This window comes from Paraburkholderia sp. JPY419, from assembly GCF_050435705.1.
Taxonomy (GTDB): domain Bacteria; phylum Pseudomonadota; class Gammaproteobacteria; order Burkholderiales; family Burkholderiaceae; genus Paraburkholderia; species Paraburkholderia youngii.
Genome location: NZ_JBNDKV010000003.1, coordinates 726,423 through 748,369 on the forward strand (window position 1 = coordinate 726,423; position 21,947 = coordinate 748,369).

General features: G+C 58.5%; 14 protein-coding genes and 6 pseudogenes. 10 read left to right on the forward strand and 10 right to left on the reverse strand.

Translation table 11 applies throughout. The features are described from left to right. Nucleotides 1-303 precede the first annotated feature (303 nt). Nucleotides 304-915, reverse strand: coding sequence for an H-NS family nucleoid-associated regulatory protein (locus QFZ91_RS27040; protein ID WP_429569004.1), 612 nt, complete (start codon nucleotides 913-915; stop codon nucleotides 304-306). A 783-nt stretch (nucleotides 916-1,698) separates the two neighbouring features. On the opposite strand from QFZ91_RS27040, the gene QFZ91_RS27045 reads away from it, so the two are divergent. Next, nucleotides 1,699-2,715 carry a 1-aminocyclopropane-1-carboxylate deaminase gene (locus tag QFZ91_RS27045; protein WP_429524269.1) on the forward strand — a complete coding sequence of 339 codons (1,017 nt, stop codon included), beginning with the start codon at nucleotides 1,699-1,701 and terminating at the stop codon, nucleotides 2,713-2,715. Nucleotides 2,716-3,033: 318 nt separating this feature from the next. On the opposite strand, the gene QFZ91_RS27050 is transcribed toward QFZ91_RS27045, so the two are convergent. Both QFZ91_RS27050 and QFZ91_RS27055 read right to left on the reverse strand, forming a co-directional pair. Next, entirely contained in the window at nucleotides 3,034-4,068 is a 1,035-nt protein-coding gene (locus QFZ91_RS27050) for an IS630 family transposase (RefSeq protein WP_429569005.1), read from the reverse strand. 290 nt (nucleotides 4,069-4,358) lie between these two features. Beyond that, nucleotides 4,359-4,565: pseudogene (locus QFZ91_RS27055) on the reverse strand (IS6 family transposase); the annotation flags it as partial. 875 nt (nucleotides 4,566-5,440) lie between these two features. Between QFZ91_RS27055 and QFZ91_RS27060 the strand changes: the two are divergent. Both QFZ91_RS27060 and QFZ91_RS27065 read left to right on the forward strand, forming a co-directional pair. Next, entirely contained in the window at nucleotides 5,441-6,724 is a 1,284-nt protein-coding gene (locus tag QFZ91_RS27060) for an acyl-CoA dehydrogenase family protein (protein WP_429569156.1), read from the forward strand. Between the two features lie 252 nt (nucleotides 6,725-6,976). After that, the gene (locus QFZ91_RS27065) at nucleotides 6,977-7,957 is read left to right on the forward strand and encodes an aldo/keto reductase (RefSeq protein WP_429569006.1); all 981 of its coding nucleotides are present in this window, start codon (nucleotides 6,977-6,979) and stop codon (nucleotides 7,955-7,957) included. Between the two features lie 496 nt (nucleotides 7,958-8,453). Here the strand turns inward: QFZ91_RS27065 and QFZ91_RS27070 are convergent, their stop codons facing one another. Continuing rightward, the gene (locus tag QFZ91_RS27070; protein ID WP_429522659.1) at nucleotides 8,454-9,560 is read right to left on the reverse strand and encodes an IS5 family transposase; all 1,107 of its coding nucleotides are present in this window, start codon (nucleotides 9,558-9,560) and stop codon (nucleotides 8,454-8,456) included. Nucleotides 9,561-10,246: 686 nt separating this feature from the next. On the opposite strand from QFZ91_RS27070, the gene QFZ91_RS27075 reads away from it, so the two are divergent. The 3 genes from QFZ91_RS27075 (at nucleotide 10,247) to QFZ91_RS27085 (ending at nucleotide 13,428) form a co-directional block, all read left to right on the forward strand. Beyond that, a complete protein-coding gene (locus QFZ91_RS27075; protein WP_429569007.1) occupies nucleotides 10,247-10,405 on the forward strand; it encodes a hypothetical protein in 159 nt (52 codons plus the stop codon). Between the two features lie 247 nt (nucleotides 10,406-10,652). Then, entirely contained in the window at nucleotides 10,653-10,904 is a 252-nt protein-coding gene (locus tag QFZ91_RS27080) for a hypothetical protein (RefSeq protein ID WP_429569008.1), read from the forward strand. A gap of 397 nt (nucleotides 10,905-11,301) precedes the next feature. Continuing rightward, the gene (locus QFZ91_RS27085; RefSeq protein ID WP_429569009.1) at nucleotides 11,302-13,428 is read left to right on the forward strand and encodes a prolyl oligopeptidase family serine peptidase; all 2,127 of its coding nucleotides are present in this window, start codon (nucleotides 11,302-11,304) and stop codon (nucleotides 13,426-13,428) included. 99 nt (nucleotides 13,429-13,527) lie between these two features. Here the strand turns inward: QFZ91_RS27085 and QFZ91_RS27090 are convergent. The 3 genes and pseudogenes from QFZ91_RS27090 to QFZ91_RS27100 all read right to left on the reverse strand — a co-directional run. Further along, nucleotides 13,528-13,657 (reverse strand): annotated as a pseudogene (locus QFZ91_RS27090) (IS6 family transposase); the annotation flags it as partial. A gap of 21 nt (nucleotides 13,658-13,678) precedes the next feature. Further along, nucleotides 13,679-13,876, reverse strand: a pseudogene (locus QFZ91_RS27095) (recombinase family protein); the annotation flags it as partial. Nucleotides 13,877-14,033: 157 nt separating this feature from the next. Further along, nucleotides 14,034-14,633: a hypothetical protein gene (locus QFZ91_RS27100; protein ID WP_429569010.1), complete on the reverse strand. Its 600-nt coding sequence runs from the start codon at nucleotides 14,631-14,633 to the stop codon at nucleotides 14,034-14,036. Nucleotides 14,634-15,095: 462 nt separating this feature from the next. Here QFZ91_RS27100 and QFZ91_RS27105 point away from each other — a divergent pair, with 462 nt between their 5' ends. Continuing rightward, complete coding sequence (locus tag QFZ91_RS27105; RefSeq protein ID WP_429569011.1) at nucleotides 15,096-15,626, forward strand: SDR family oxidoreductase; 531 nt, start codon at nucleotides 15,096-15,098, stop codon at nucleotides 15,624-15,626. Between the two features lie 256 nt (nucleotides 15,627-15,882). Here QFZ91_RS27105 and QFZ91_RS27110 read toward each other — a convergent pair whose 3' ends face one another. Both QFZ91_RS27110 and QFZ91_RS27115 read right to left on the reverse strand, forming a co-directional pair. Next, nucleotides 15,883-16,989, reverse strand: a complete 1,107-nt coding sequence (locus QFZ91_RS27110) for an IS5 family transposase (protein WP_429522659.1) — start codon at nucleotides 16,987-16,989, stop codon at nucleotides 15,883-15,885. A gap of 620 nt (nucleotides 16,990-17,609) precedes the next feature. After that, nucleotides 17,610-18,171: pseudogene (locus QFZ91_RS27115) on the reverse strand (DDE-type integrase/transposase/recombinase); the annotation flags it as partial. Nucleotides 18,172-18,301: 130 nt separating this feature from the next. Here QFZ91_RS27115 and QFZ91_RS27120 point away from each other — a divergent pair. Continuing rightward, complete coding sequence (locus QFZ91_RS27120; RefSeq protein WP_429522490.1) at nucleotides 18,302-19,624, forward strand: IS5 family transposase; 1,323 nt, start codon at nucleotides 18,302-18,304, stop codon at nucleotides 19,622-19,624. 187 nt (nucleotides 19,625-19,811) lie between these two features. Beyond that, a pseudogene (locus QFZ91_RS27125) lies at nucleotides 19,812-20,167 on the forward strand (DDE-type integrase/transposase/recombinase); the annotation flags it as partial. A gap of 27 nt (nucleotides 20,168-20,194) precedes the next feature. On the opposite strand, the pseudogene QFZ91_RS27130 reads toward QFZ91_RS27125, so the two are convergent. Continuing rightward, nucleotides 20,195-20,302, reverse strand: a pseudogene (locus tag QFZ91_RS27130) (IS6 family transposase); the annotation flags it as partial. Between the two features lie 936 nt (nucleotides 20,303-21,238). On the opposite strand from QFZ91_RS27130, the gene QFZ91_RS27135 reads away from it, so the two are divergent. Next, complete coding sequence (locus tag QFZ91_RS27135) at nucleotides 21,239-21,859, forward strand: carbonic anhydrase (RefSeq protein WP_429569012.1); 621 nt, start codon at nucleotides 21,239-21,241, stop codon at nucleotides 21,857-21,859. Nucleotides 21,860-21,947: the final 88 nt, after the last annotated feature.

Sequence of the window (21,947 nt, forward strand, 5' to 3'; positions counted from 1 at the left end):
TTGCAAAGGATAGGGCCGGAGACTGGCAGAGACTGGCACGACGCCCGATTGGAGGAACTGCAGCCGAGTGCAAGAACAACGCTGGGCTGCGGAGGTATATCCCGCAGCCCCGTCGGTCTCCTACATATATCTGAGCAGGCGCACTGACGATTGCTGCCGTTTGCGGCGCAGCGTCTGCAGCAGCGGCCGTCGACTTCGCCGAGCCATTCGATGCACGCCTCCAGAGGATAGTCGACAAAGCGCCACTACCAGTCTCCGAGGTACTCTTTCCGCATCGGTGCTGAGGTATTCCTCGCCGACGCCTTATTGCTCCGCCGGCTTTTTTGTTGCTGCCTTCCTGCTTGCGGCTTTCTTCGGAGCAGCTGTCTTGCTGGAATGGACTGCTTTTGCCACCTTTCGAGAATTTGCGGGTGTCTCGGCCGCGGAGATCAGGAACTTCGTGCGGTCTCTGGCACCTGCGATCCACGACGGCGTACGACCACGCCCGCTCCAAGTCGCTCCTGTCCTAGGGTCCTGATAGATGTGAGGCTGCGGCTCCTTGACTTTCTTCTCAGACTTAAGCGTTTTCTGAGTAGTCGCTGTTGAGTTCGTCGTAGTGTTCGTCACCAGAAACCTGGTGCGGTCTTTCACCTTAGCGATCCAAGCCGGTGCTCGGCCACGACCGGACCAGTTCGCCCCCGTCTTTGGATCGGCGTACTTCGTTGCCGATGCCTCCCTCTTCGCCGGTGCGGTCGCGCCGGGTCTGCGGCCGCGTCGTCTGCCCAAAGACGCCTCAATATCAGCAATAGATAGAGAGTGCTGTTCCAGCATACTGAGGATTTTCTCGATCGCTGTTGCCGAATCTCTCTTCTCTAACGTTGCTGCCCGGGCTTGGAGCTTTGCGATTTTTGCCTGGACGGCTTCCAGCGTAGCCATGCTTGTTTTCCTTTGGATAGGATGAGTAAGCCGCACTATGCCATATCGCCCAGCGAACACAAACAGCATTGCACGGCTTGCCGACTTAATACACCTTGAAACGAATACCCCTGGCTATTCAAAAGCACGGACTTCTCGGTCTGCGCCCGTGGATAAGGCGACAATTCGCATATAGCGAAACGATCAATCGTTCGAAATGGGAACCGGTGTAACTCCCGATGCGCATGTCATCCGCGCCCCATCGTCGCCTTAACACGTAAGATGCCCGTCGACGCCGAGAGCGATAGCGAGAAAAACCTGTCAAAAGGCTGTAGCCTATTTCTGGTGCCCGCCTCCTTGGACTCGAAACGTACAACACACATGATGGCGAAAATGCAGGGACTGCGGACGACGGCAGGCGAAAATCCGGGCCAAATCCGACGCATCGCGCGCGGCAGAACATTTCGCAGGCCCGCGGTCATTTGCGGCGATCGCGACTACCACAGCGACAAATCGCCAACACTTGCATGATCGTGACATAAAGCCAGTGATTGCACACCGAAGAACCGACGATGGTAACGGTCTCAGCAAATTCCGCTGGTTGGCAGCACGGACTCACGCGTGGCTCTGCAACGTCCGACGTCGTCGTATCGGCATCGACCGTCGCGGCTATATTATGAAGCAAGCATTCGTCAGTTTTTGCTTGCTCGCTCATCTACTGGAACATATTCAAAGGAGAGGAGTCACATCTTTGAACTGGCCTCTTACCATGAACTCTCGGAAATCACCCACCACGGAGCCTCGATGAACCTGCAACGATTCCCCCGCTACTCGCTCATCTTCGGGCCAACGCCGATCCAGCCGCTCAACCGTCTGAGCGTGCATCTCGGCGGCAAGGTCATGCTTTATGCCAAGCGCGAGGACTGTAACAGCGGCCTCGCGTTCGGCGGCAACAAGACCCGCAAGCTCGAATATCTGATCCCCGACGCGCTCGCGCAGGGCTGCGACACGCTCGTGTCGATCGGCGGCATCCAGTCGAACCAGACGCGCCAGGTCGCGGCGGTTGCCGCGCATCTTGGCCTGAAGTGCGTGCTCGTGCAGGAGAGCTGGGTCAACTACCCGGATGCGGTGTACGACCGTGTCGGCAACATCCTGATGTCGCGCATGATGGGCGCCGACGTGCGGCTCGTGCCGGACGGCTTCGACATCGGTTTTCGCAAGAGCTGGGAAGACGCACTCGACAGCGTGCGCGCGGCCGGCGGCAAGCCGTACGCGATTCCGGCGGGCTGCTCGGATCATCCGCTGGGCGGGCTCGGCTTCGTCGGCTTCGCCGAAGAGGTGCGCCAGCAGGAAGCCGAACTGGGCTTCAGGTTCGACTACATCGTCGTGTGCTCGGTGACGGGCAGCACCCAGGCGGGCATGGTGGTCGGTTTTGCCGCCGACGGCCGCGCCGATCGGGTGATCGGCATCGACGCCTCGGCGAAACCGGCGCAGACACGCGAGCAGATCACCCGCATCGCGAAGCGGACCGCCGAGAGCGTCGAACTGGGCCGCGACATCACCGCGAAGGACATCGTGCTCGACGAGCGCTACGGCGGCCCGGAATACGGTCTGCCAAACGACGGCACGCTCGAGGCGATCCGCTTGTGCGCGCGGCTCGAAGGCATGCTGACCGATCCGGTGTACGAGGGAAAGTCGATGCACGGCATGATCGACAAGGTCCGTAACGGCGAATTTCCGGCCGGCTCGCGCGTGCTGTATGCGCACCTGGGCGGCGTGCCGGCGTTGAGCGCGTACAGCTTCATCTTCCGCGACGGTTGACGGGTTTAAGGGCCTTAGGCGACGGGCGTCGGCGGTCCGGGGTTCAGGCCCGACTTCAATCAGATATGCTTGCCGCGTTCGTTGCGACGTCGGGTTACAGCCGCGTCAGCTGCGGGGAGTCGTCGTCGACATTGGTATCGAAACGCTGCTGGCTTCTCGCGTGCGCGCACTCAAGGCATTTCGCGGCATGCCCACAGAGGCCAAGTCCGAATGAAAGGGGCATCGTCCGGAATCAAGTGCCTGTTGCGGGAGATGGCATCAAGGCGCCACGATGTGGTTCTCGCACTCTATTATTGATCCGGCAATAAAATGTTGAAATCAAGCCGCGCACCGAACGGGGTCATGCTGGAAGTACCGCCGGATGCGTTCGGGTTGCTTCTGAACGACCTGATAATGGTGCATGGTGGCCTTGACCAGTTGCAGCCTGGTACGCGTTGGTGTGCGGCGTGTCACGCTTTGCTTGAGGTCGGCGTTGGCCATCTCGTTGGGGTTGAGCTCCGGACTGTAACTGGGCAGATAGAACACCTCGATGCGCTCGCGATGCCTGTCCAGCCAAGCCTTGACGGCCTTGCCGTGATGAACACGCAGATTGTCCAGGATCAGGAAGATCTTTTTCTTCGCCCCGGTAATCAGTCGTCGCATGAAGTCAATCAGGATGCCGGTGTTCAGCGCACCGTCGAAGATCTTCCAGCGCATCTGTCCTTTGTTCGTCACGGTGGAAATCACCGACAGGCCGGCTCGCTTTGCGTTGACCTTGAGCACCGGCGTCTTGCCCGCGGGCGCGTAACCCCGGCCCCGCACATCGTCAGAGCGCAGTCCGGTTTCATCGCCCCAGTGGACTTCTGCCCCTTCAGCCTGAGCACGCTGCGCAATGGCAGGATAGTCTTCATCGAGCCACTTCCTGATCGCGGCTGGCGATTGCTCATAGGCCTTCTTCAATGGCTTTTGCGGGGTGAAGCCCCAGCGCGACAGATACAGCCCCATCGTACGGACCGGCACACGGATGCCGAAGCGTTGTTCGATCACTTCGGCCACGCCCTGGCGGGTCCACAGCGCGTAAGGCATTTTGAGCTGATCTGGCGTGCGATCCTGGATAAGCCTCTGCACGACCTGCTCCTGGTCCGCGCTCAGGCTGCGCCCTGTACCCGACGGGCGGCCACGAGGACCGACATCCACGGCACACCAGCCGCCCGCCTCGTACGCCTTGCAGGCCGCAATCACCGTCGTAGGCGACATCTCGCAACGCAGTGCCACCTCTTTCAACGCTACGCCTTCGATGCGCATCTTTACCGCGCGACGACGACGTTCGTTCAATGCCGCCAGCGGCAAGGTTCGGGAGTCGACTTTTTCCATACCCGTTCGACAACTTGCACATCCCAAAGTTTCAACATTTTATTGCCGGATCAATAACTCCCTCGAAGAGGCAGTCCATGGCAATCGTAAACCTAGGATTTTGATCTGGTCACGAATGTCTGTGCGCTGCCGGCGCCGGGCGACCGGCAAGCCCGAATTGGTACGCCGGGAAATTCGCCGCACTCGGTTGCTTGAAGGTGTCGCATCTTTACCTCCTTGTCATATCGGGATGGACAGCTGATCCGGTGCGCATCACTGGGCACGCGAGTTCGAGAGGCTGGGGCTCACGACGCGCCGCTTGCACGGTGCACGAAACACGCACCGAATTTATCGCACCGGCGTACAGACCGTTTCGTGGCTGACGATAACCTCGCCTTCGAACAGCAGTTCCTCGATGTCGTGCAGCCTCACCTGAAACAGGTAGTACCAGCACACCGCGCAGCTGATGACCGCAGTGGAAGACGGTAACCGTGATAAAGCGATTTTCCATCCTTCATCAGGCGATCTTGCTCGACCAATTCAGCAACGTGACAGTGGCCAGTTTACTGATCGAGAAGGTGTAGTAGCGATCGCGGCCTTGGGTCTCTTTCTTTTAGACGTCGACCTCGACGTCATCCTCACGGGACGACTTGGCGCCGCCGCGGTGGGCCTTTTCGTTGTCGGGCTGCTCGGCGTTTGATGGGAATGGCGCTCGCCTTCACGTCGGAATTCGCAGTCACCTTTGCCGTTCACGCTCCAGCCTACGGTGCGCGCCGCTTTCCGCCGTGCCTTTGGGACGAACATCGCTACCACTAAAGAGTGAAAAGCATGAACGTCAACAACTACATTCAATTCGACGGCGACGACCCTTGACACCGCAAAGGGCGCGGGCCTCGTCTCCACTATGGACCGCGACATGGACATCAAAGTTGTTCACGTTGGTCCTATCTCACGTCAGCGGATTGGAAGGCCGTCATATGGTAACGACCGCGCGCGCGTGGGACCTTGTCAGATGTTCGACAATGTCGGGAATGAAACAACGCGTTGAAGAGTGATCTCGTTGTTGGGCAAGCCTTTTTGGATTGGTACGACACTTGCGCGTCTCACGCCACGCAAACAAGAGGAGAAATCCATGGTTAGACTCAGCGCTCGCGCCAACGGCCACGCTCGACGCTTTCGGCAGACACAAATACGCGCTGCCTGGCACAGAACCACCGGCATATCGACCTCAGCCGTCCCACGAGCTGCCAATAGCAAGAGGCGGCACGCGAACCGCATAATGTTGCCTTATAACGACGTAAGGCACGCAAACTGACCACCGTCGCATTCTATCGGTTGCCGGCAGACGGCATGCGAACTCAATCAAAGAATCAGACCTATGCCGAAACTAATGATGCCAAGTGATCCTTTACTCGGGACAGATAGTCCGTCCCACAAAGGACATCAAACCGCAAGCCCCTCCCCCTCTGGCGACGAGGTCCCGCGGATCTCGGCTAATGAGGCCGGGCGGATACTTGACGCGATTCGTGACCTTGCTCCGGCCATTCTGTCCCGTGCAGCCGAGATCGAAACCGAACGCCGTATGCCCTCGGACCTTATCGAGAAGTTGCGATTGCTCGGAGTGTTCCGCATGTTCGCGCCACGCAGTCGTGGAGGATTAGAGCTAGATTTGCCTTGGGGAATGGAAGTGATCAGCGCGTTGGCTCGGCTCGATGGCTCAGTGGGCTGGACCGCGATGATCGCCAGTGCATCGGCCATCATGGCCCCTCGATTGCCGAGACAGACTTACGATCTGATCTATGAAGACAAGGCGGATGTCATCATAGCTGGTGTCTCCACGCCTGGAGGCACCGCCGAAAGAGTACCAGGTGGGTGGCAAGTCAGCGGCCGTTGGCCGTTCGCCAGTTGTTGCCACAACGCCGACTGGATCATGGGTCTCTGTGTCATGTCGGCAGGCGGAAAACCACTCTATGGTCCGGCAGGGGATGCCGGACCACCGTTGGTCCGGTATGTCGCATTGCCGGCCTCCGCTTGGCAAATTGAAGACACTTGGCACGCCTCCGGCCTCAGAGGTTCCGGCAGTCACCACACAGCCCTTCAGAACGTGGTCGCGCCGGAGGGCAATTTTTTCGACTTTCCAGATGGAGCATCATGCGAACCGGGACCGCTATATCAAGCTTGGCGGCACCTTCAGTCGGTGCTTTTTGGAGCTGTCTGCGTCGGCATCGCCGAGGGCGCGCTATGGGATGTTGCCGAACTCGCCCTCGGTGGCCGGCAACAACTTCGAGCGCCGGTTCCTATGCGCGACTCGGAGATGTTCCAAGGCGAGCTGGGTCGAATTGAGGCAGATGTGCGTGCAGCGCGGGCGGCCATGCAGATTCAGGCGAACAGTCACTGGCGGCACGCCGTGGCCGACACGCTGAACGGCCAATCCCTGTACACCCAGGGCATACAGACGGGAACCTGGATTGCGACGATCTGCGCCCGGGCAGCACATGCCTGCTTTACGCTGGCCGGCGGTGCTGCAGTTTATGAATCTTCACCTCTTCAGCGGCGGCTGCGCGATCTGCAGGCGGCGTCGCAACATGCCATGGTCCAGCAGCGGCACTATGCGGACGCTGGCCGGCTGCTGCTGGAGCGGGTTAGACGAACGCCAAGATCGGACACACAGCTATAGAGTGAGTACGGGAACGGCAAGAAGCCTTGCGAGTCATGCGTATGAAGCGCTTCCCGCATCGTTATGCTCCGCCGATACTAAGTCCAACGCCCGCAGACCGGTCGACGTCTGTTCTAGATATTCAGTTCTCGGATCGAAGCGGGCCGTGCCGGTTTAGTTCAGCCGCCTCGCAACCACAGCGGGGCGGCCCATGATGACAAGGCGACCAAGATGTAGAGACTCCAGCCTGCCCCAAACTACGAGATCTCACGTGTGATACATGGAGGCTGGCAATTGGCGAGCGGCCACTGCACGACTCGCAGCAAATATCCGGTAGCCGACCTGGTGGCCTTCGCGGATGCGGGAATAACCACTTTCGACTGTGCTGACATCTATACAGGGGTCGAAGAACTGATCGGCCATTTCAGAAAGCGCTATCGAGATCTGCGCGGGGAAGAAGCCCTAGTCCGGATCAAAGTTCACACCAAATTTGTGCCGCACTCTGACATGCTGCCGCGCATCAAGTCTTATGTCGAAAGGGTGATCGACCTCTCGCTGCGACGCCTCAACCAGGAACGGCTCGACCTCATACGACTCCACTCGTGGGAATACCAAGATCCTCGTTGGCTGGAGCCGGCGCTGTGGCTCGACGATCTGCGCCGCACGGGCAAGATTGATACGATCGGCGGTGCCAATTTCGACACTTACCATATGCTGGAGATCCTGAATGCAGGCGTTCCGCTGACGTCCATGCAGGTGCAGTACTCCCTCCTCGACCGCCGTCCCGCGCGGCGGATGGCTGCGGCGCCGATCGAGTACGGTATCCCCCTCCTGTGCTATGGCACTATGGCTGGCGGCTTCCTCGGCGACAGATGGTTCGGCGCACCGGAACCGACGGAGCAATTGGAGAACCGATCGTTGGTCAAATACAAGCGGATCATCGACGACGTCGGCGGCTGGGACCTTTTCCAAGCCCTTCTGACGACGTTGCGCCAGATCGCGGATCGGCACGGGACCGACATCGCCACGGTCGCCAGCGCCGCGATGCTCGAACGACCGGGTGTTGCGGCCGTCATCATCGGCGCTCGTGACCTCTCTCATCTGGCCTCGAACGCTGCCATCTCAAGTCTCGCTCTGACCGCCGAGGATGTCGATCTCATCGCCGAACTACTGGCGGAAGCGAGGCAGCTTGAGGGTGATGTCTATGGACTGCAGCGCGACGGCCAAAACGGCGATCGCACCCGCAAATGGTGATTCGCTTCAGTCAAGGCCGGTACCCGGATGCCCATCGCCGAATCTGTTCATGTCGAGCGTCGCACAGTGCGCCCCGGAGCCTAGTCGTGGCCTCTTGGTGATGCTTCTTAGCCGTCATCATCCGCTACGTGGTTTTGAGGCGGTCTGCATGCTTGGCCACTTGAGCGCTGGTGGGGTCGAAATGGGGTATGGAGCACGGCGGCGCTCTTCCGATCGCGCCAGGTTACCGTCGGGATACATGCGGACACGGTGCCAGAACCCTATCTCAAATCCACCGAGATTCTTGGGGGGCAATGAGGGGCGGCCCCTTTTCTGTCTGGGTCATCATTTTTCGCCTAGCAGGCTGTTGAAAAGCGCCCCGTCATGACGACCGAAGCTACGTTCAGGAGACTTGCGCGTGCAATTTCCCGCTGAATTGCCGGTTTGCCGCGCGATCCGCGCGGGGCATGCGCACGCATGCAGCCCCGCTGGCGCGCAGTCTTCACGCCGTGACGGCTCATCGCGCCGCTCCTTGCGGCACCACCCCTGGCATTCGGGCCATGCGGGTCAGATTGCTCGCAACCATCGTCAGCTTGAAGTGCTGGTCGACGCGCTTGATACCGCGATAGACCGTCTGCCGGATCCGACCGACCGTTTTACCCCAGCCGAAATGCTCTTCGATTCGTTTGCGGATGATCTGGCTAATCCGGTAGCCCGTATGCCGCGAAGTGCGACCATCGATTGCGCTGCCGCCCCAACGCTCATCGTTGCGCGCGACATGCGGTGTCACGTTGCGAGCGCGGCAATCGTTCACGAAGTCGCGGGTGTCATACGCCTTGTCGGCACCAACTGTCTTCGCATGAGCGCCTGGCACGCAATCGAGCAATTGCAATGCGCTGGCCCGCTCGGCGAAACCATCTGCGTGACTCACCACGGCGCCGACCACCAGCCCCGAGCGATTCTCCATCAGGATGTGCCCGTGGTAGCACAGGATGGCCGGGCTCTTGTGGCTCTTCTTGAACAATCGCGCCTCCGGATCAGTAGTCGACTCGTGCGTGGCATTGCTACGTCGCTCGCCTTTCCAGTCAGTGTCGGCGTTGCGGCCACCGCCGGCTGGCGGACCATCGTCCGGGCCGTCCTTGCGGCGGAAGCTCTTGTGACTGGCCCACGCCTGAATCAGCGTGCCGTCCACCGAGAAATGCTCTCTCGACAGCAAGCCCCGCTTGTCCGCCAGGCTCATGACTTCGGTGAAGAACGCTTCCACGACTTCATGCTCCAGAAGCCGGTCGCGGTTCTTCGAGAACACCGAGTGGTCCCACACCGCGTCCTCAATCGCCAGCCCGACAAACCAGCGGAACAGCAGGTTGTAGCGCATCTGCTCCATCAGCATGCGCTCGCTGCGCACCGAGTAGAACACCTGCAACAGCAGCGCCCGCATCAGCTTCTCAGGCGCAATCGAGGCACGGCCGGTGTCCGCGTAGATGACGCTGAACAGCCCGTTGAGCCGTTTCAACGCGTCATTCACCAGCAACCGGATCGGTCGCAACGGGTGATCTGCCGGGACGAAGTCCTCGAGCTTGACCGTCGTGAACAGGGGTTCCTGCATCTCATCCATTCCGCGCATCGCATCCGCTGCCAAAGATCATGAACACGATATCCATAACGCCCGTCCCTCAAACCCCGTTTACACGGGACCCAAATTCAACAGCCTGCTAGGCAATGTCCCTTTGGCATTAAGGCCTCGTCAACGTCCGCACCCGCCGACATGGATTGCCACCACTCGACCGGAGTCTACGCGCCGGGCGGCGCCGTCCGGCTCTGCGCAGGGATCGAGAGGTATGGGTTCGTCAAACCGCTGTAACAGTGCGTCGCCACGATCATCGCATACCGACGTGCCGGGGCAGCCGCGCAAAGTGTGCGGGAGTCAAACACATTTTCGTCAATGCCAGCGCGGGTCTCAATAGCCGGGCCGCAAGTAGTAGTCAGCCGACGCTTGATCCCGAGTGTCGCATCCAGTATGCGCAGCGAAGCGTGCATCCGCCGTCGCACTACGCGACATTTACTCCGCACCGCCTAATGATTCGCAACAACCGGATCGGCCAGAACACGGCCAGCCTGCTGCTTTCCCTGCATCCGTCACTATTGATAGATATGAGGTGAGCATACCTGTCCTATCTTCCATCCCTGACTATGTACGTGGGGACGCCGCGGTGTCCGATGCGCACCGGTCGTTGCGTGAGAGGTTCATAGAAGCAGGCCTGCTCGCGACACCGGCGAAAACGGCCTTTATGAGCACAATCATATCTATAAATGCATCGTCGAACGCCTGATCTGGCTGATATCGTGCATGACTGCGGACCAAATCCGGAAGTTCTGCGCTTCCGGCCAGCGGTGGCACGCAAGGACTTCGAGAACAACGAATACATGAACAACTTCCCGCGCCTCGCCGGCACCAATCACGCGTTCTGAGGCGACGAACTGGACCATCGGTGCCTGTTGCGGGCGCTGAACGACGTACTAGCCGATCCAAGCGACGAGCGAAGCGACGCTTGGCTGGCCCAGCAAAAGCCAACGCGCGAGGTGCTCGCGTCCGCTGCGTGCGATCCGCTCTCGGTCATCGCGCAACGCGGCCCGCTACCGAAAAATGGGCTCACGATTAGACCTGCTGTCGTACCGCTTCCTCACGAACCTTCTCTGGACCCCACCGCGCATACGAATGTTCAGAATGCGCGAGTACGTGCGGATCGGCTCGCCAGAAGATGTTCAGGCTTTTCGTACGAGGCGGATCGAACGCAGCCGTGCACTTGCACGGATGTTGCGCCTGCCCGCCGAACTCGCCGTCGCAAACGACCGATTCTCCGGCCGCGGCGGCAAGATCTTCGCGGACAGTCAGCGCGTTCAGCAGTTGAAATTCGAACTGCCTGTCGGAGTAACGAACCTGCAGCGCAAGACCGCCTGTCTGTCGTAGAACTATCATGGATCACTTCCCTTCGATATAAAAACTCTGTGCCCGAGCGGCTCCGTCGCGCACTCGGGCTGCATTCGAAATGGAGAGACTCACGCCTGCGCTGCCGCACCATCACGGGTGCGACGTCGAAGCATGGCCCGACGATTTGCGTGAACTACTCCGGGGCCAGAGCCGCGAGCTAATTTTCTGGCGAGCGTGCACTGGCGCTCGCCTGCAGACACGGTCATGACCGCCCAAGTTTCAGTAGTATTGTCCATCGCACGACGCGCAAATCATCACGGAACGCGTGGATCTTGAGCATGTCGAAATTGCACTTCTGTTGACGAGAATCGGGCGACTAAGGCTAAAGCCAGCCAGCATGAAAGTACCTTAATAGTCGGTAACATTGGAATGCAATATGATACCTTTTCCATCTGAAATTATTTGGCCGCCTAAGCTCGGCGCGGCCGATCCATATATCGATCTCGAAGAACTCGATAGTCTCGATGTTAATTCATGGGCCGATGCGCAGACGGACCGCACAATGGGAATGTATGGGTGCACGTCAGGTGCGGACGTGCTAACTGAGCGGCTCGTCGAATCCATGATGGCGCAAGATTGCATCGTCGTATGTTCACGCTGGGGGAACTGGGCTTACAACATCTGGCGCGATGACGCCCGTCCGCTCGGTTTTGTACGGCGCACGGCTTGGAATACCTGGATTGAGGGCAATCCTGAATGGGAAGTGGTACTGGAGGTCAATGCGCTTGGCTTGAACAACCGAAACGGGGACGGCACGCGCTGGGCTATGGCCGACTTTCGCCTTCTTTGTCCCACCGCCGATCGCGCACTGGTTTTTCTTTCTCCCGGCGGCTCCGATACCCATATTGTGCGGGAATTCGACGTGGAAAGACGTGCCTTTGTTGAGAACGGATTCGAACTACCAGATTCCGGTCACCACAGCGTTGCATGGATCGATCAAGATACAGTTTACGTGAGTTGGGATGATAGCTCAGTAAGTGCTGACCCCGCTGTCACTGTTTCCGGTTACCCGCGACAGGTCCGCAGGTGGAAGCGAGGAACGTCAATTGCACATGCGCCGGTGGTGTTCGAATGCGAGCGTGACGACTTGGGTGCGTCAGCGAATTACAATCCAATCCAAGCGCGCCATATCGCATGCCGCAGAACGGCATTATACGAAGCGGAAAACTTCTGGCTTGACGAAGAGGCCGGTGAATGGCGGTTATACGATGTGCCGCGCAATTCGGCTCGCTTGTTTGAGTGGAACGAGTGGCTATTCGTTACGCCACGCACCGATTGGCACGCCAACGAAACGATTTATCGAGGTGGTTCATTGCTGGCCATTCGACATGACGCATTTATCGACGGCGATCGCCATTTCATAGTACTTTTCGCGCCAACCGAAGAGACCGCACTGTCAGGGGTGCATTATACGAAGCGCTGGCTAATCGTCTCAGTCAAGAGCGAAAGTATTACCCGCGTGACGCTCTGGCGTCCACCTGGTTCGGTCCACGACATTTGGCAATCTCGAGTGTATCCGTTGCCGGCCGGGTGCGAAGCATCGGTGACCGCCGTCGATAGGGCACGCGATGACACCGTACTGATTTACGTCAATCACTTCCTGACACCACCGACGCTATATTATGTCGATCTCTCGAGTAACACACCGTGGCACCTGCTCGGAAAGCTTCCCGCACGCTTCAATTCAACCGGATTGGTCGCGCTGCGCCGGCATGCCGTGGCGCCCGATGGCGCGCAGATTCCGTATTGGGTGATCGGTCGTGAGGCAGATCTTCAGGGCAATCCTCGACCTTGCCTGCTCTATGGATACGGCGGATTCGAAGTCCCGCTCGACACGCCCACCTATTTGGGCACCTTGGGATTCTCCTGGCTCGAACCGGGCGGCGTGTACGCAATCGCGAGCATCCGGGGCGGAGGTGAGTTCGGACCTAGATGGCATCAAGCCGCACAACGAGAAAAACGTCAGGTCGCATTTGACGATTTCATTGCCGTGGCTGAGGCACTGGTCGGCTCCGGCGTTACCGTCCCGGCGCAGCTCGCGATCCAAGGCGGGAGCAACGGCGGGTTATTAACTGCAGCGTGCATGATCCAACGCCCGGATTTATTCGGTGCCGTTGTCTCGGACGTGCCATTGCTCGACATGTCCCGTTTTCACCTGTTGTTGCAGGGCGCTTTGTGGGTCGACGAGTACGGAAATCCCGACGACGCCGACGATTGTCGGATCCTCATGGCTTACTCGCCCTATCACAACGTAAAGCCGGGCGTCTCCTATCCGCCCGTGCTATTCACGTCGTCGTCCACTGACGATCGCGTGCATCCAGGCCATGCACGCAAGATGGTAGCGAAAATGCAGGCACTCGGACATCGTGAGGTGTGGTACCTGGAACAGCACGACGGCGGCCACGGCGCTGGCGTCGACCCCCAAACCATAGCCCGCGCCAGTGCAACGAAAATTGAGTTCCTGCGAGCGAAGATCGGAGCGTTGTTACAACCGACCGCGTGACCCAGCTTTAACCGTCACACATGGGCCTCTCGCGGCAAGAATAGTCCCCGGCTCTGCCGCGATAAGGGGGCGAGAAACGTCCTGCTTGCGCAGGACGGCTTATGCAGCCAGCGAGTACGACTGCTGGGCGGGCGTCTGTGTCATATCGCCCTCTTTCATCAGGCCTTTGCGGATCATGTGCATGAGCTCGATGCCCCACTACAATGCCCGCGCAGCGAAAATCCTTGAACTCTATGTCTAGGTTCTCCGCGAGTCGGTCCATGCTGTGCATGCCTAAAGTGTCCTCAACACGCACGAACGAGAGCAACAGGGCGAGTTGCGGCCGCTTCGTCTCTTTGCCCAACGCCTTGTCCGCAAAGATGCGGTCAAGCGTAATGCCGTCGGGCTGGCGCTCGGCACTTTGTTCAAAAGTGCCGTCCCGCACGTAGCCGCCGCGCTGACCATTCATGAAGAATTCCGGCAATGATGTCAGCTTGAAAGCTGTGAGCTTGAGCGTTCGCGTCAATCAATTGTCGGAATGATCCTATCCTGACGAATCTGACGGTCTTGCCTAGCAGGCAGGTTAGAGGATGCCTGAACTCGGCAGGCATCCTGCCTTCTACCAATCAGCCGATCATCTTTGCACGTGGAAGAAGTATCACGGCAGCCGCAAATGCGAGGGTCCCCACACTGCCGAACGTGATCCATGTCTGGATTGGTGTGCCGTTCGTTGCGAGCCAACTGCCCGCATAATATCCCGCCGTGCTTCCTAATGCCCCCACAGCGCTCAGCGCACCAAAGAACGTGCTTTGGCTTCCGTCAACCGCCAGAGACGCGATCATGGTTTCGAACGCCGGCACCAGAATTGTTTCGGTAACGGTGTATCCCGCGACGAAGACCAGGAACCAGGCGACACCATCCATGGCAGCCACGCTCGCATAGGCAAAAGCGGCAGCGAGGTACGCGCCGATTGTCGCAGACGCGGGATTCATCCGGACAAGCCAGTGTTTGGGCGACAGCATGAAGGCCAATCCGATCACACCGTTCACGACATACACGGCTGACGCTGCATAGGGGCCAGGCATGCGGCCGGCGTACAGCGGAAATGCTACGTACAGTTGCGGGAACAGAAAAAACCAAGGCAGAGACACCGCAATCAGACGCCACAGACCGCGATGCGCCGCCGCTACGCGCAGGCTGGAGATAACCGGGCTGCGACCTGACACCTCGCAATAGTCGAGGTTTCAGCTGAAACACCGCGGCTCCGAGAAGCCCGAACAGGACAGCGCTGCTGGCGAACGCGAACCGCGTATCAAACAGCCCTGCGAGCCCAGCAATCAGCGGCAGCATCTGGGCGGACAGCAGGTTCCCGGCCATCACCGTCGCAAGTGCTGCGAAATTGAAATGCAGCGTGACGGACATGTGCAGTGCGAGAAGCGGAACGGTCATGAAATGTGACGCGTTCATCATCCCTTGCATCCGCAACAATGCCTGGATATCACGCGGAAAAGCGACTCTGGTCGGCAGGCGAGACGCTGGTTCGTTGGCGGTCAAGCTAAATCCTGATATGACTTTCGAGGTCAGGCCATCTGGGTTCCTAATGCAGCAAGAACGGCGCCAACACCTGCGCTGCAAGTGCCGAACCGGCGGCTGGGCGGATACAACCGATATCGCATTTTCCGGGGAAAATGGCCGATATTGTTGCCTTGAGTTCAGGAAACCCGGGTTTATTGCGACCACAACTGCATCCCGATTATCAGCCTAAACCCCTGAGTGACTCCACGAGTAACCGGTTGGCTTTGGTAATCGGCAGCAATGGTTTTGTCGGAGCACATTTGACCGCCAGACTATCTGCTGATCCGCAGGTTGAGCATGTTTTGGCAATGGTGAGAGGGAGTCCTGAAAGAACAGCCGAGCAGCGTTTTGATGAAGCCTTAATTAGATATCGAATTAAGCCTGCTTTTCTGGAAAAGATAACGATATTGAATGCTTCTCCAACCGAACCATATTGGGGCCTCGATCGTCGAACTTATGTTGAATTGGCAGAACAAGTACGTTTGGTATTTAATTGTGCCAGTTCGACAGAGTATGATCTGTCATATGCGCAGATCATACAAGATTGGGGCATGAGCTTTCTGCAAGTCTTGCAATTTTGCATGCAAGGTGTCAGTAAGCACTTATCGGGGATTCTTGGTGGTACTCTGGTTATGCCCAAATGAAATGGGTAGATGGACAAGTCATTCGATGGATCGCCGACGATCAGGTTTTTCCAGTTACCTTATGCGAACCGAGCTACGTTTTGGGCAGCACCTCTCTAGCAGGCTGTTGAAAAGCGCCCCGTCATGACGACCGAAGCTACGTTCAGGAGACTTGCGCGTGCAATTTCCCGCTGAATTGCCGGTTTGCCGCGCGATCCGCGCGGGGCATGCGCACGCATGCAGCCCCGCTGGCGCGCAGTCTTCACGCCGTGACGGCTCATCGCGCCGCTCCTTGCGGCACCACCCCTGGCATTCGGGCCATGCGGGTCAGATTGCTCGCAACCATCGTCAGCTTGAAGTGCTGGTCGACGCGCTTGATACCGCGATAGACCGTCTGCCGGATCCGACCGACCGTTTTACCCCAGCCGAAATGCTCTTCGATTCGTTTGCGGATGATCTGGCTAATCCGGTAGCCTGTATGCCGCGAAGTGCGACCATCGATTGCGCTGCCGCCCCAACGCTCATCGTTGCGCGCGACATGCGGTGTCACGTTGCGAGCGCGGCAATCGTTCACGAAGTCGCGGGTGTCATACGCCTTGTCGGCACCAACTGTCTTCGCATGAGCGCCTGGCACGCAATCGAGCAATTGCAATGCGCTGGCCCGCTCGGCGAAACCATCTGCGTGACTCACCACGGCGCCGACCACCAGCCCCGAGCGATTCTCCATCAGGATGTGCCCGTGGTAGCACAGGATGGCCGGGCTCTTGTGGCTCTTCTTGAACAATCGCGCCTCCGGATCAGTAGTCGACTCGTGCGTGGCATTGCTACGTCGCTCGCCTTTCCAGTCAGTGTCGGCGTTGCGGCCACCGCCGGCTGGCGGACCATCGTCCGGGCCGTCCTTGCGGCGGAAGCTCTTGTGACTGGCCCACGCCTGAATCAGCGTGCCGTCCACCGAGAAATGCTCTCTCGACAGCAAGCCCCGCTTGTCCGCCAGGCTCATGACTTCGGTGAAGAACGCTTCCACGACTTCATGCTCCAGAAGCCGGTCGCGGTTCTTCGAGAACACCGAGTGGTCCCACACCGCGTCCTCAATCGCCAGCCCGACAAACCAGCGGAACAGCAGGTTGTAGCGCATCTGCTCCATCAGCATGCGCTCGCTGCGCACCGAGTAGAACACCTGCAACAGCAGCGCCCGCATCAGCTTCTCAGGCGCAATCGAGGCACGGCCGGTGTCCGCGTAGATGACGCTGAACAGCCCGTTGAGCCGTTTCAACGCGTCATTCACCAGCAACCGGATCGGTCGCAACGGGTGATCTGCCGGGACGAAGTCCTCGAGCTTGACCGTCGTGAACAGGGGTTCCTGCATCTCATCCATTCCGCGCATCGCATCCGCTGCCAAAGATCATGAACACGATATCCATAACGCCCGTCCCTCAAACCCCGTTTACACGGGACCCAAATTCAACAGCCTGCTAGACAAACCCCCCAGGGAACGAAGCGCAGGGGGCAGCTTCGTAAGGGTCTCCCGCTTACGCGAAACCCCGATCAGGATCTGGAAGAACAAATACCCGAACAACGTCACGGCACAGGACTATCAAGCGATCAAACGCATCATTCAAACGGGTGATCGGACTTCAAGAATTTTCGATGAGCGTGCATCATTCTCTCTGAGATGATGTATATGATTCGCAAGGGGCAAATGAAGGTCGGCGGCGATTACCGAACGGCAACTGCCAAGCTCCACTCGCTGACTATATGCAATCCTATATATATATGGGAGCATGCTCGATCTACTTTCCTTATCGCGACAGAACTCCTATTTTCACCTCAGCCCGCGTAGCTTCGTGTCGCCAACCGACTTCATAAAAGACGGGCTTAAGCCTCAGCGGACAAGGGATACGGCTGCACAACCCGGGGCTGCCGCGAATTTTGATCTTGGCAGCTTCGCAGGCGTTGTCACGTCAAGGTATTCGAGACGCAAGAGCGCAGAGGAGGTACATTTGCTCAGAAATTGGACGGATCTTGGGCGAGCCCAATGAAACGATGCCACTCGGGAAAGCATGCGGCGAGCTGTTCGCAATACACTGACGCACGCAGTAAATGCCGCTTGAGCGCGAAGTGCTGACGAATCGGAGCGAAGCTCGATAAGAACGCTTGTGTGCGATCAGGATCGCGGAAACCACGCATCCGGCGTTCGCGCTCACGCGCAGGTTAATGGCTATCTTCGGCGCGGTTGTTCAGCCGAGCACTGGCTTTGACGAAGACGCGTTTGATGTTTGCCAGTTCGGGAATTTCGGCCTTCGCGCCCGGATAGCTGCGCAACTGATCGATGACCATCCTTCGTGGCGTGTCGGGACAGGCTGCCAGCACGCGGTTGAAGAAGCGCGGGCCTTATCGCGACGTTTCTGCAGCAGCATGTCGGGTTCGGTGCCGTGCTGGTCGACTGCCCACCAGGGAGCAGATAAGGCTCGCCGAGCAACGTAACGAAGACTTCGTCACGATGCCATGTGCGGCTAGGTTTGCGGCGAGCAGCTTTGACGGTATCTGCGAACCCTACGCCGAATTTGATAACTAGTCGAGCCTGATCAATTCGGAGAGCCTTGCGTGGCAGAGCTTTGAGGCCGAATTGGTGTTGTGAGATTTGCAGGATCCTGGCACATTAACGTGAGAATCCTGCATTTTTCGACGAGGTGCGAATGGGTCCGAAGACGCCTGTGACGGAGGGAGATTTTTTCCGCCAGCCGCTGCGCGAACAGATCAACCTGAAGCATCCGTTGATACGTTTGGCCGACCTGATCAACTGGGAGCGACTGGGCGCATCAATGAGCGAAAGCTTTGTATCGCGCAAGGGACGACCGGCGACATCGCCGAGGCTGATCGCCGGGTTGCTGTATTTGCAGCACGCGTTCGACCTGTCCGACGAAGAGGTCGTCTGGCAATGGGTAGAGAACCCGTACTGGCAGGTGTTCACCGGCGAGACCTACTTGCAGACCGAACCTCCGATCGACCCATCGAGCCTGACGCGTTGGCGCAAGCGAATGGGCGAAGCCGGCGTTGAAGAGTTGCTGGCCGAAACGATCGAAGCAGCAAAACGCGCTGGCGTGATCAAGGCTTCGAGCGTCAAGCGCGTGATTGTTGATACGACCGTCATGGAGAAGGCGATCGCCCACCCAACCGATTCGCGCCTGCTCGAACGGTGTCGCGAACATCTGGTGAAAGCCGCGGCACGGCACGGTCTGAAACTGAGGCAGAACTACAACCGCGAGGCGCCGCATCTGGCGCTGCAGATTGGCCGCTACGCTCACGCGAAACAGTACAAACGCATGAGGAAAGCGCTGCGCACGCTGCGCTCGCGCGTTGGACGGGTGATGCGCGATGTGGAGCGGCAGGTCAACCAGGTGGCCGACCTAGGCTGCGCTGAATTAACGGAACTGATCGCCCGCACGAGACGCATTCTGGCGCAGAAGCCGAAGGACAAGAACAAGCTTTATGCGCTGCATGCACCGGAAGTCGAGTGCCTGGCCAAGGGCAAGGCGCGCAAGCCGTACGAGTTCGGGGTGAAAGTTTCGATCGCGACGACCCACAAGGAAGGACTGGTGGTTGGCATGCGCTCGATGCCAGGCAATCCGTACGACGGGCACACCCTGGCTGAAGCGCTGGAGCAGGCGGCAATCCTGTGCGACGCCACGCCGGAGGTCGCCATCGTCGACCGTGGCTACAAGGGTGTCGCCGTCGATGGTGTGAAGATCTACCACCCGGGCTTGCGGCGGGGCATTACACGCGGACTACGCGCGATGATCAGACGGCGCAGCGCAATCGAGCCAGCAATCGGTCACATGAAGACAGACGGAAAACTCGATCGCAACTGGCTCAAGGGTGCGCTCGGCGACGCGATGCACGCGGTGATGTGCGGCGCAGGACACAATCTACGGATGATCCTCAGGAAGCTGCGGCTTCTTTGCGCCTTCATTCTGACCGCCTTGTTCAACCACCGACTTGCTCGGCTTCAATCCCCGTAACTACGGTGCTCGGCAAAACGAATTGTTCAGGACGGACTAACTAGTAGTTCGGCTACACGCCATCAACTTTTTTGATGGGTTATATGAGCATTTTTTAATGCTCACAGAGGAACGTTGCACTTAGTGGCGCCTCTCAACTTGCAACGACGTTGTCAGGTTGACGGTAGGCCAGTGACAGAATGACGTGGTGAAGAAAACGAAATCGCTTCATCACGGGCACAGCTTCACTGCCGTCGTCATCAGCTGGGCGGCTCAGTGAGGTTTTCGGGTCAGCCTGAGCCTTCTGGACGTCGACGAGGCGTGGCTCGAACGTGGTGTCGCGGTCACGTATGAGACGATCCGCTGATTGTGCGACAAGTTTGGCGCTTGATTCTCCCAGTGCGCCAAAGCAGCGCGGCTCAAGCCGGCCAGAGCGGCATCTGGACGAGATGTTCGTGACGCTGCGCGGCAAGCGGTATCTGTTGCGACGAGCGCGGCGCTGAACCCGACGTGCTGGTGCAAAAGCAGCGCGATAAGGCCGCAGCAAAGCGCTTCTTCCGGAAGGGTCGATCGGGATCGGAATGAGCGTGCCTCGATGTCGCGCAGGCTGAGCTGAAACCGGAAGTACCACCGGACTGCGTGGCTGATGACCACCGCCGGAAAGCGGTGACCGTGATAAAGCGAGTTTGCATTCTTCATCCGACGACTTTACTCGACCATCCCGGCAACGTGGCAGTGCCGACTAAGCGAGACTACTGAGAAGCAGGTCATCAAATTAATTTATGCTTGTATCTGTCGTATTGAGGTCTGTTTTGCTACATCTGATCAATATAACTAAAACGCAGTTGGTATCCTAAGGACACAATTGCGACACAATGACTCGCCTACAATAGCCAGTAGACTTTTCTAGCAAGGAAACCTTAATGACCGCACCAATGCATCGCAATTCTCACCAAGCTCAACACCAACTGTTGGCGCACAACACTGTATGAGATCGCCATCATGGAGGAATCTTCTGCCGGGGCGAGGACAAATGGCAGTCGGTACGGCGTCCGTCGATCAAATTTTTGGCTGGCAAGAAACCTCGCGAAAACACTTTGGCCGCTAGCAAAAGCTGCTGAGCCAATCCTGTCGGCATCGGTGTTCTCAGCCACCATCAAGGACCTCTTCAGTTGTAACACCCGGGTAGCAAGGAAACGCTGGAAATGAAACGCCTAGCATGGGCGATCGGAGAGGACGCTCGAAATACTTTCGGACGCTCATGCATACTGCCACTGGACGACCCCGCGCGACCGACTGGCCGAATGGCCGGCGCGTCGTCGTGATAGATGGTTCTAGGGGATATCAAGACCAGTCCATCGCATCACGGCAAGGCGCGGAAAACGTTTCCTGCGCAGTAGCCCGTCTCCAGCTCCAGAGCGGTCGCCTGCTGATTTTCCCTATGTCCGAGCACTCTCCTAGGGTATGCCGGCGGGGACGGGCGCACTGCGTAGGTTGATTGACGGGAGACGGCGAAGTCCGCGCTACATATTGGCATCGTTCCGGTTTCTTTTTTTGAGCGACCGGCCATTTTCTTGATAGAAGGCTATTCGCAAGCATTGATCGAAGCCAACGACCTGATTGGAGTCTCGACTCGTGAATCTTCCAAAACGCATGCTCGTCGCCAATGTCGCGTGGGCCCAAGAAATGGGACAGCGCGAACCAAACTTGTTTCGCGCTCTAGCCATGGGGCAGAAACCGCAAGTGCTCTGGATTGGCTGCTCAGATAGCCGCGTACCCGCCGAAACCATCACCCACTGCGCGCCGGGGGATCTGCTCGTTCATCGCAACATCGCTAACCTTTTTCATCTCGATGACGACAACACCATGAGCGTGCTCGAATATGCTGTGTGTGAGTTGCGGGTCGCGCACATCATTGTCTGCGGGCACTACGGATGCGGGGGCGTGCGCGCCTCGCTACTTCCGCCAGCCGACGCCCTGCCGCACTTCAACCGCCGCATCAGGCCGCTTTGCGCACTCGCACACAGGCATCACGCGGCGCTCGCTCGCCTGCCATCGGAAGAGGCGCGCATCAACCGGCTCGTCGAACTTAATGTACTCGAACAGGTACGCCTGCTGCGCGAGTATCCGCTCGTGCGTGAGCGTGCACCCTCCCCCCTTGTGCACGGCTGGATCTTTTCACTGAACGACGGCCGGTTGCGCGAACTCGTGTCGGGCTACGAGCCTGAAACAACCAAGGCAATCGCCCCCGTCTGACCCATCGCTCCAGATCGCTCCGCTTACCTCGTTCACGAAAAAATCGCAGTCGCACAAGTTTGGCGTCGCGGTATCCACCCTTCACTAT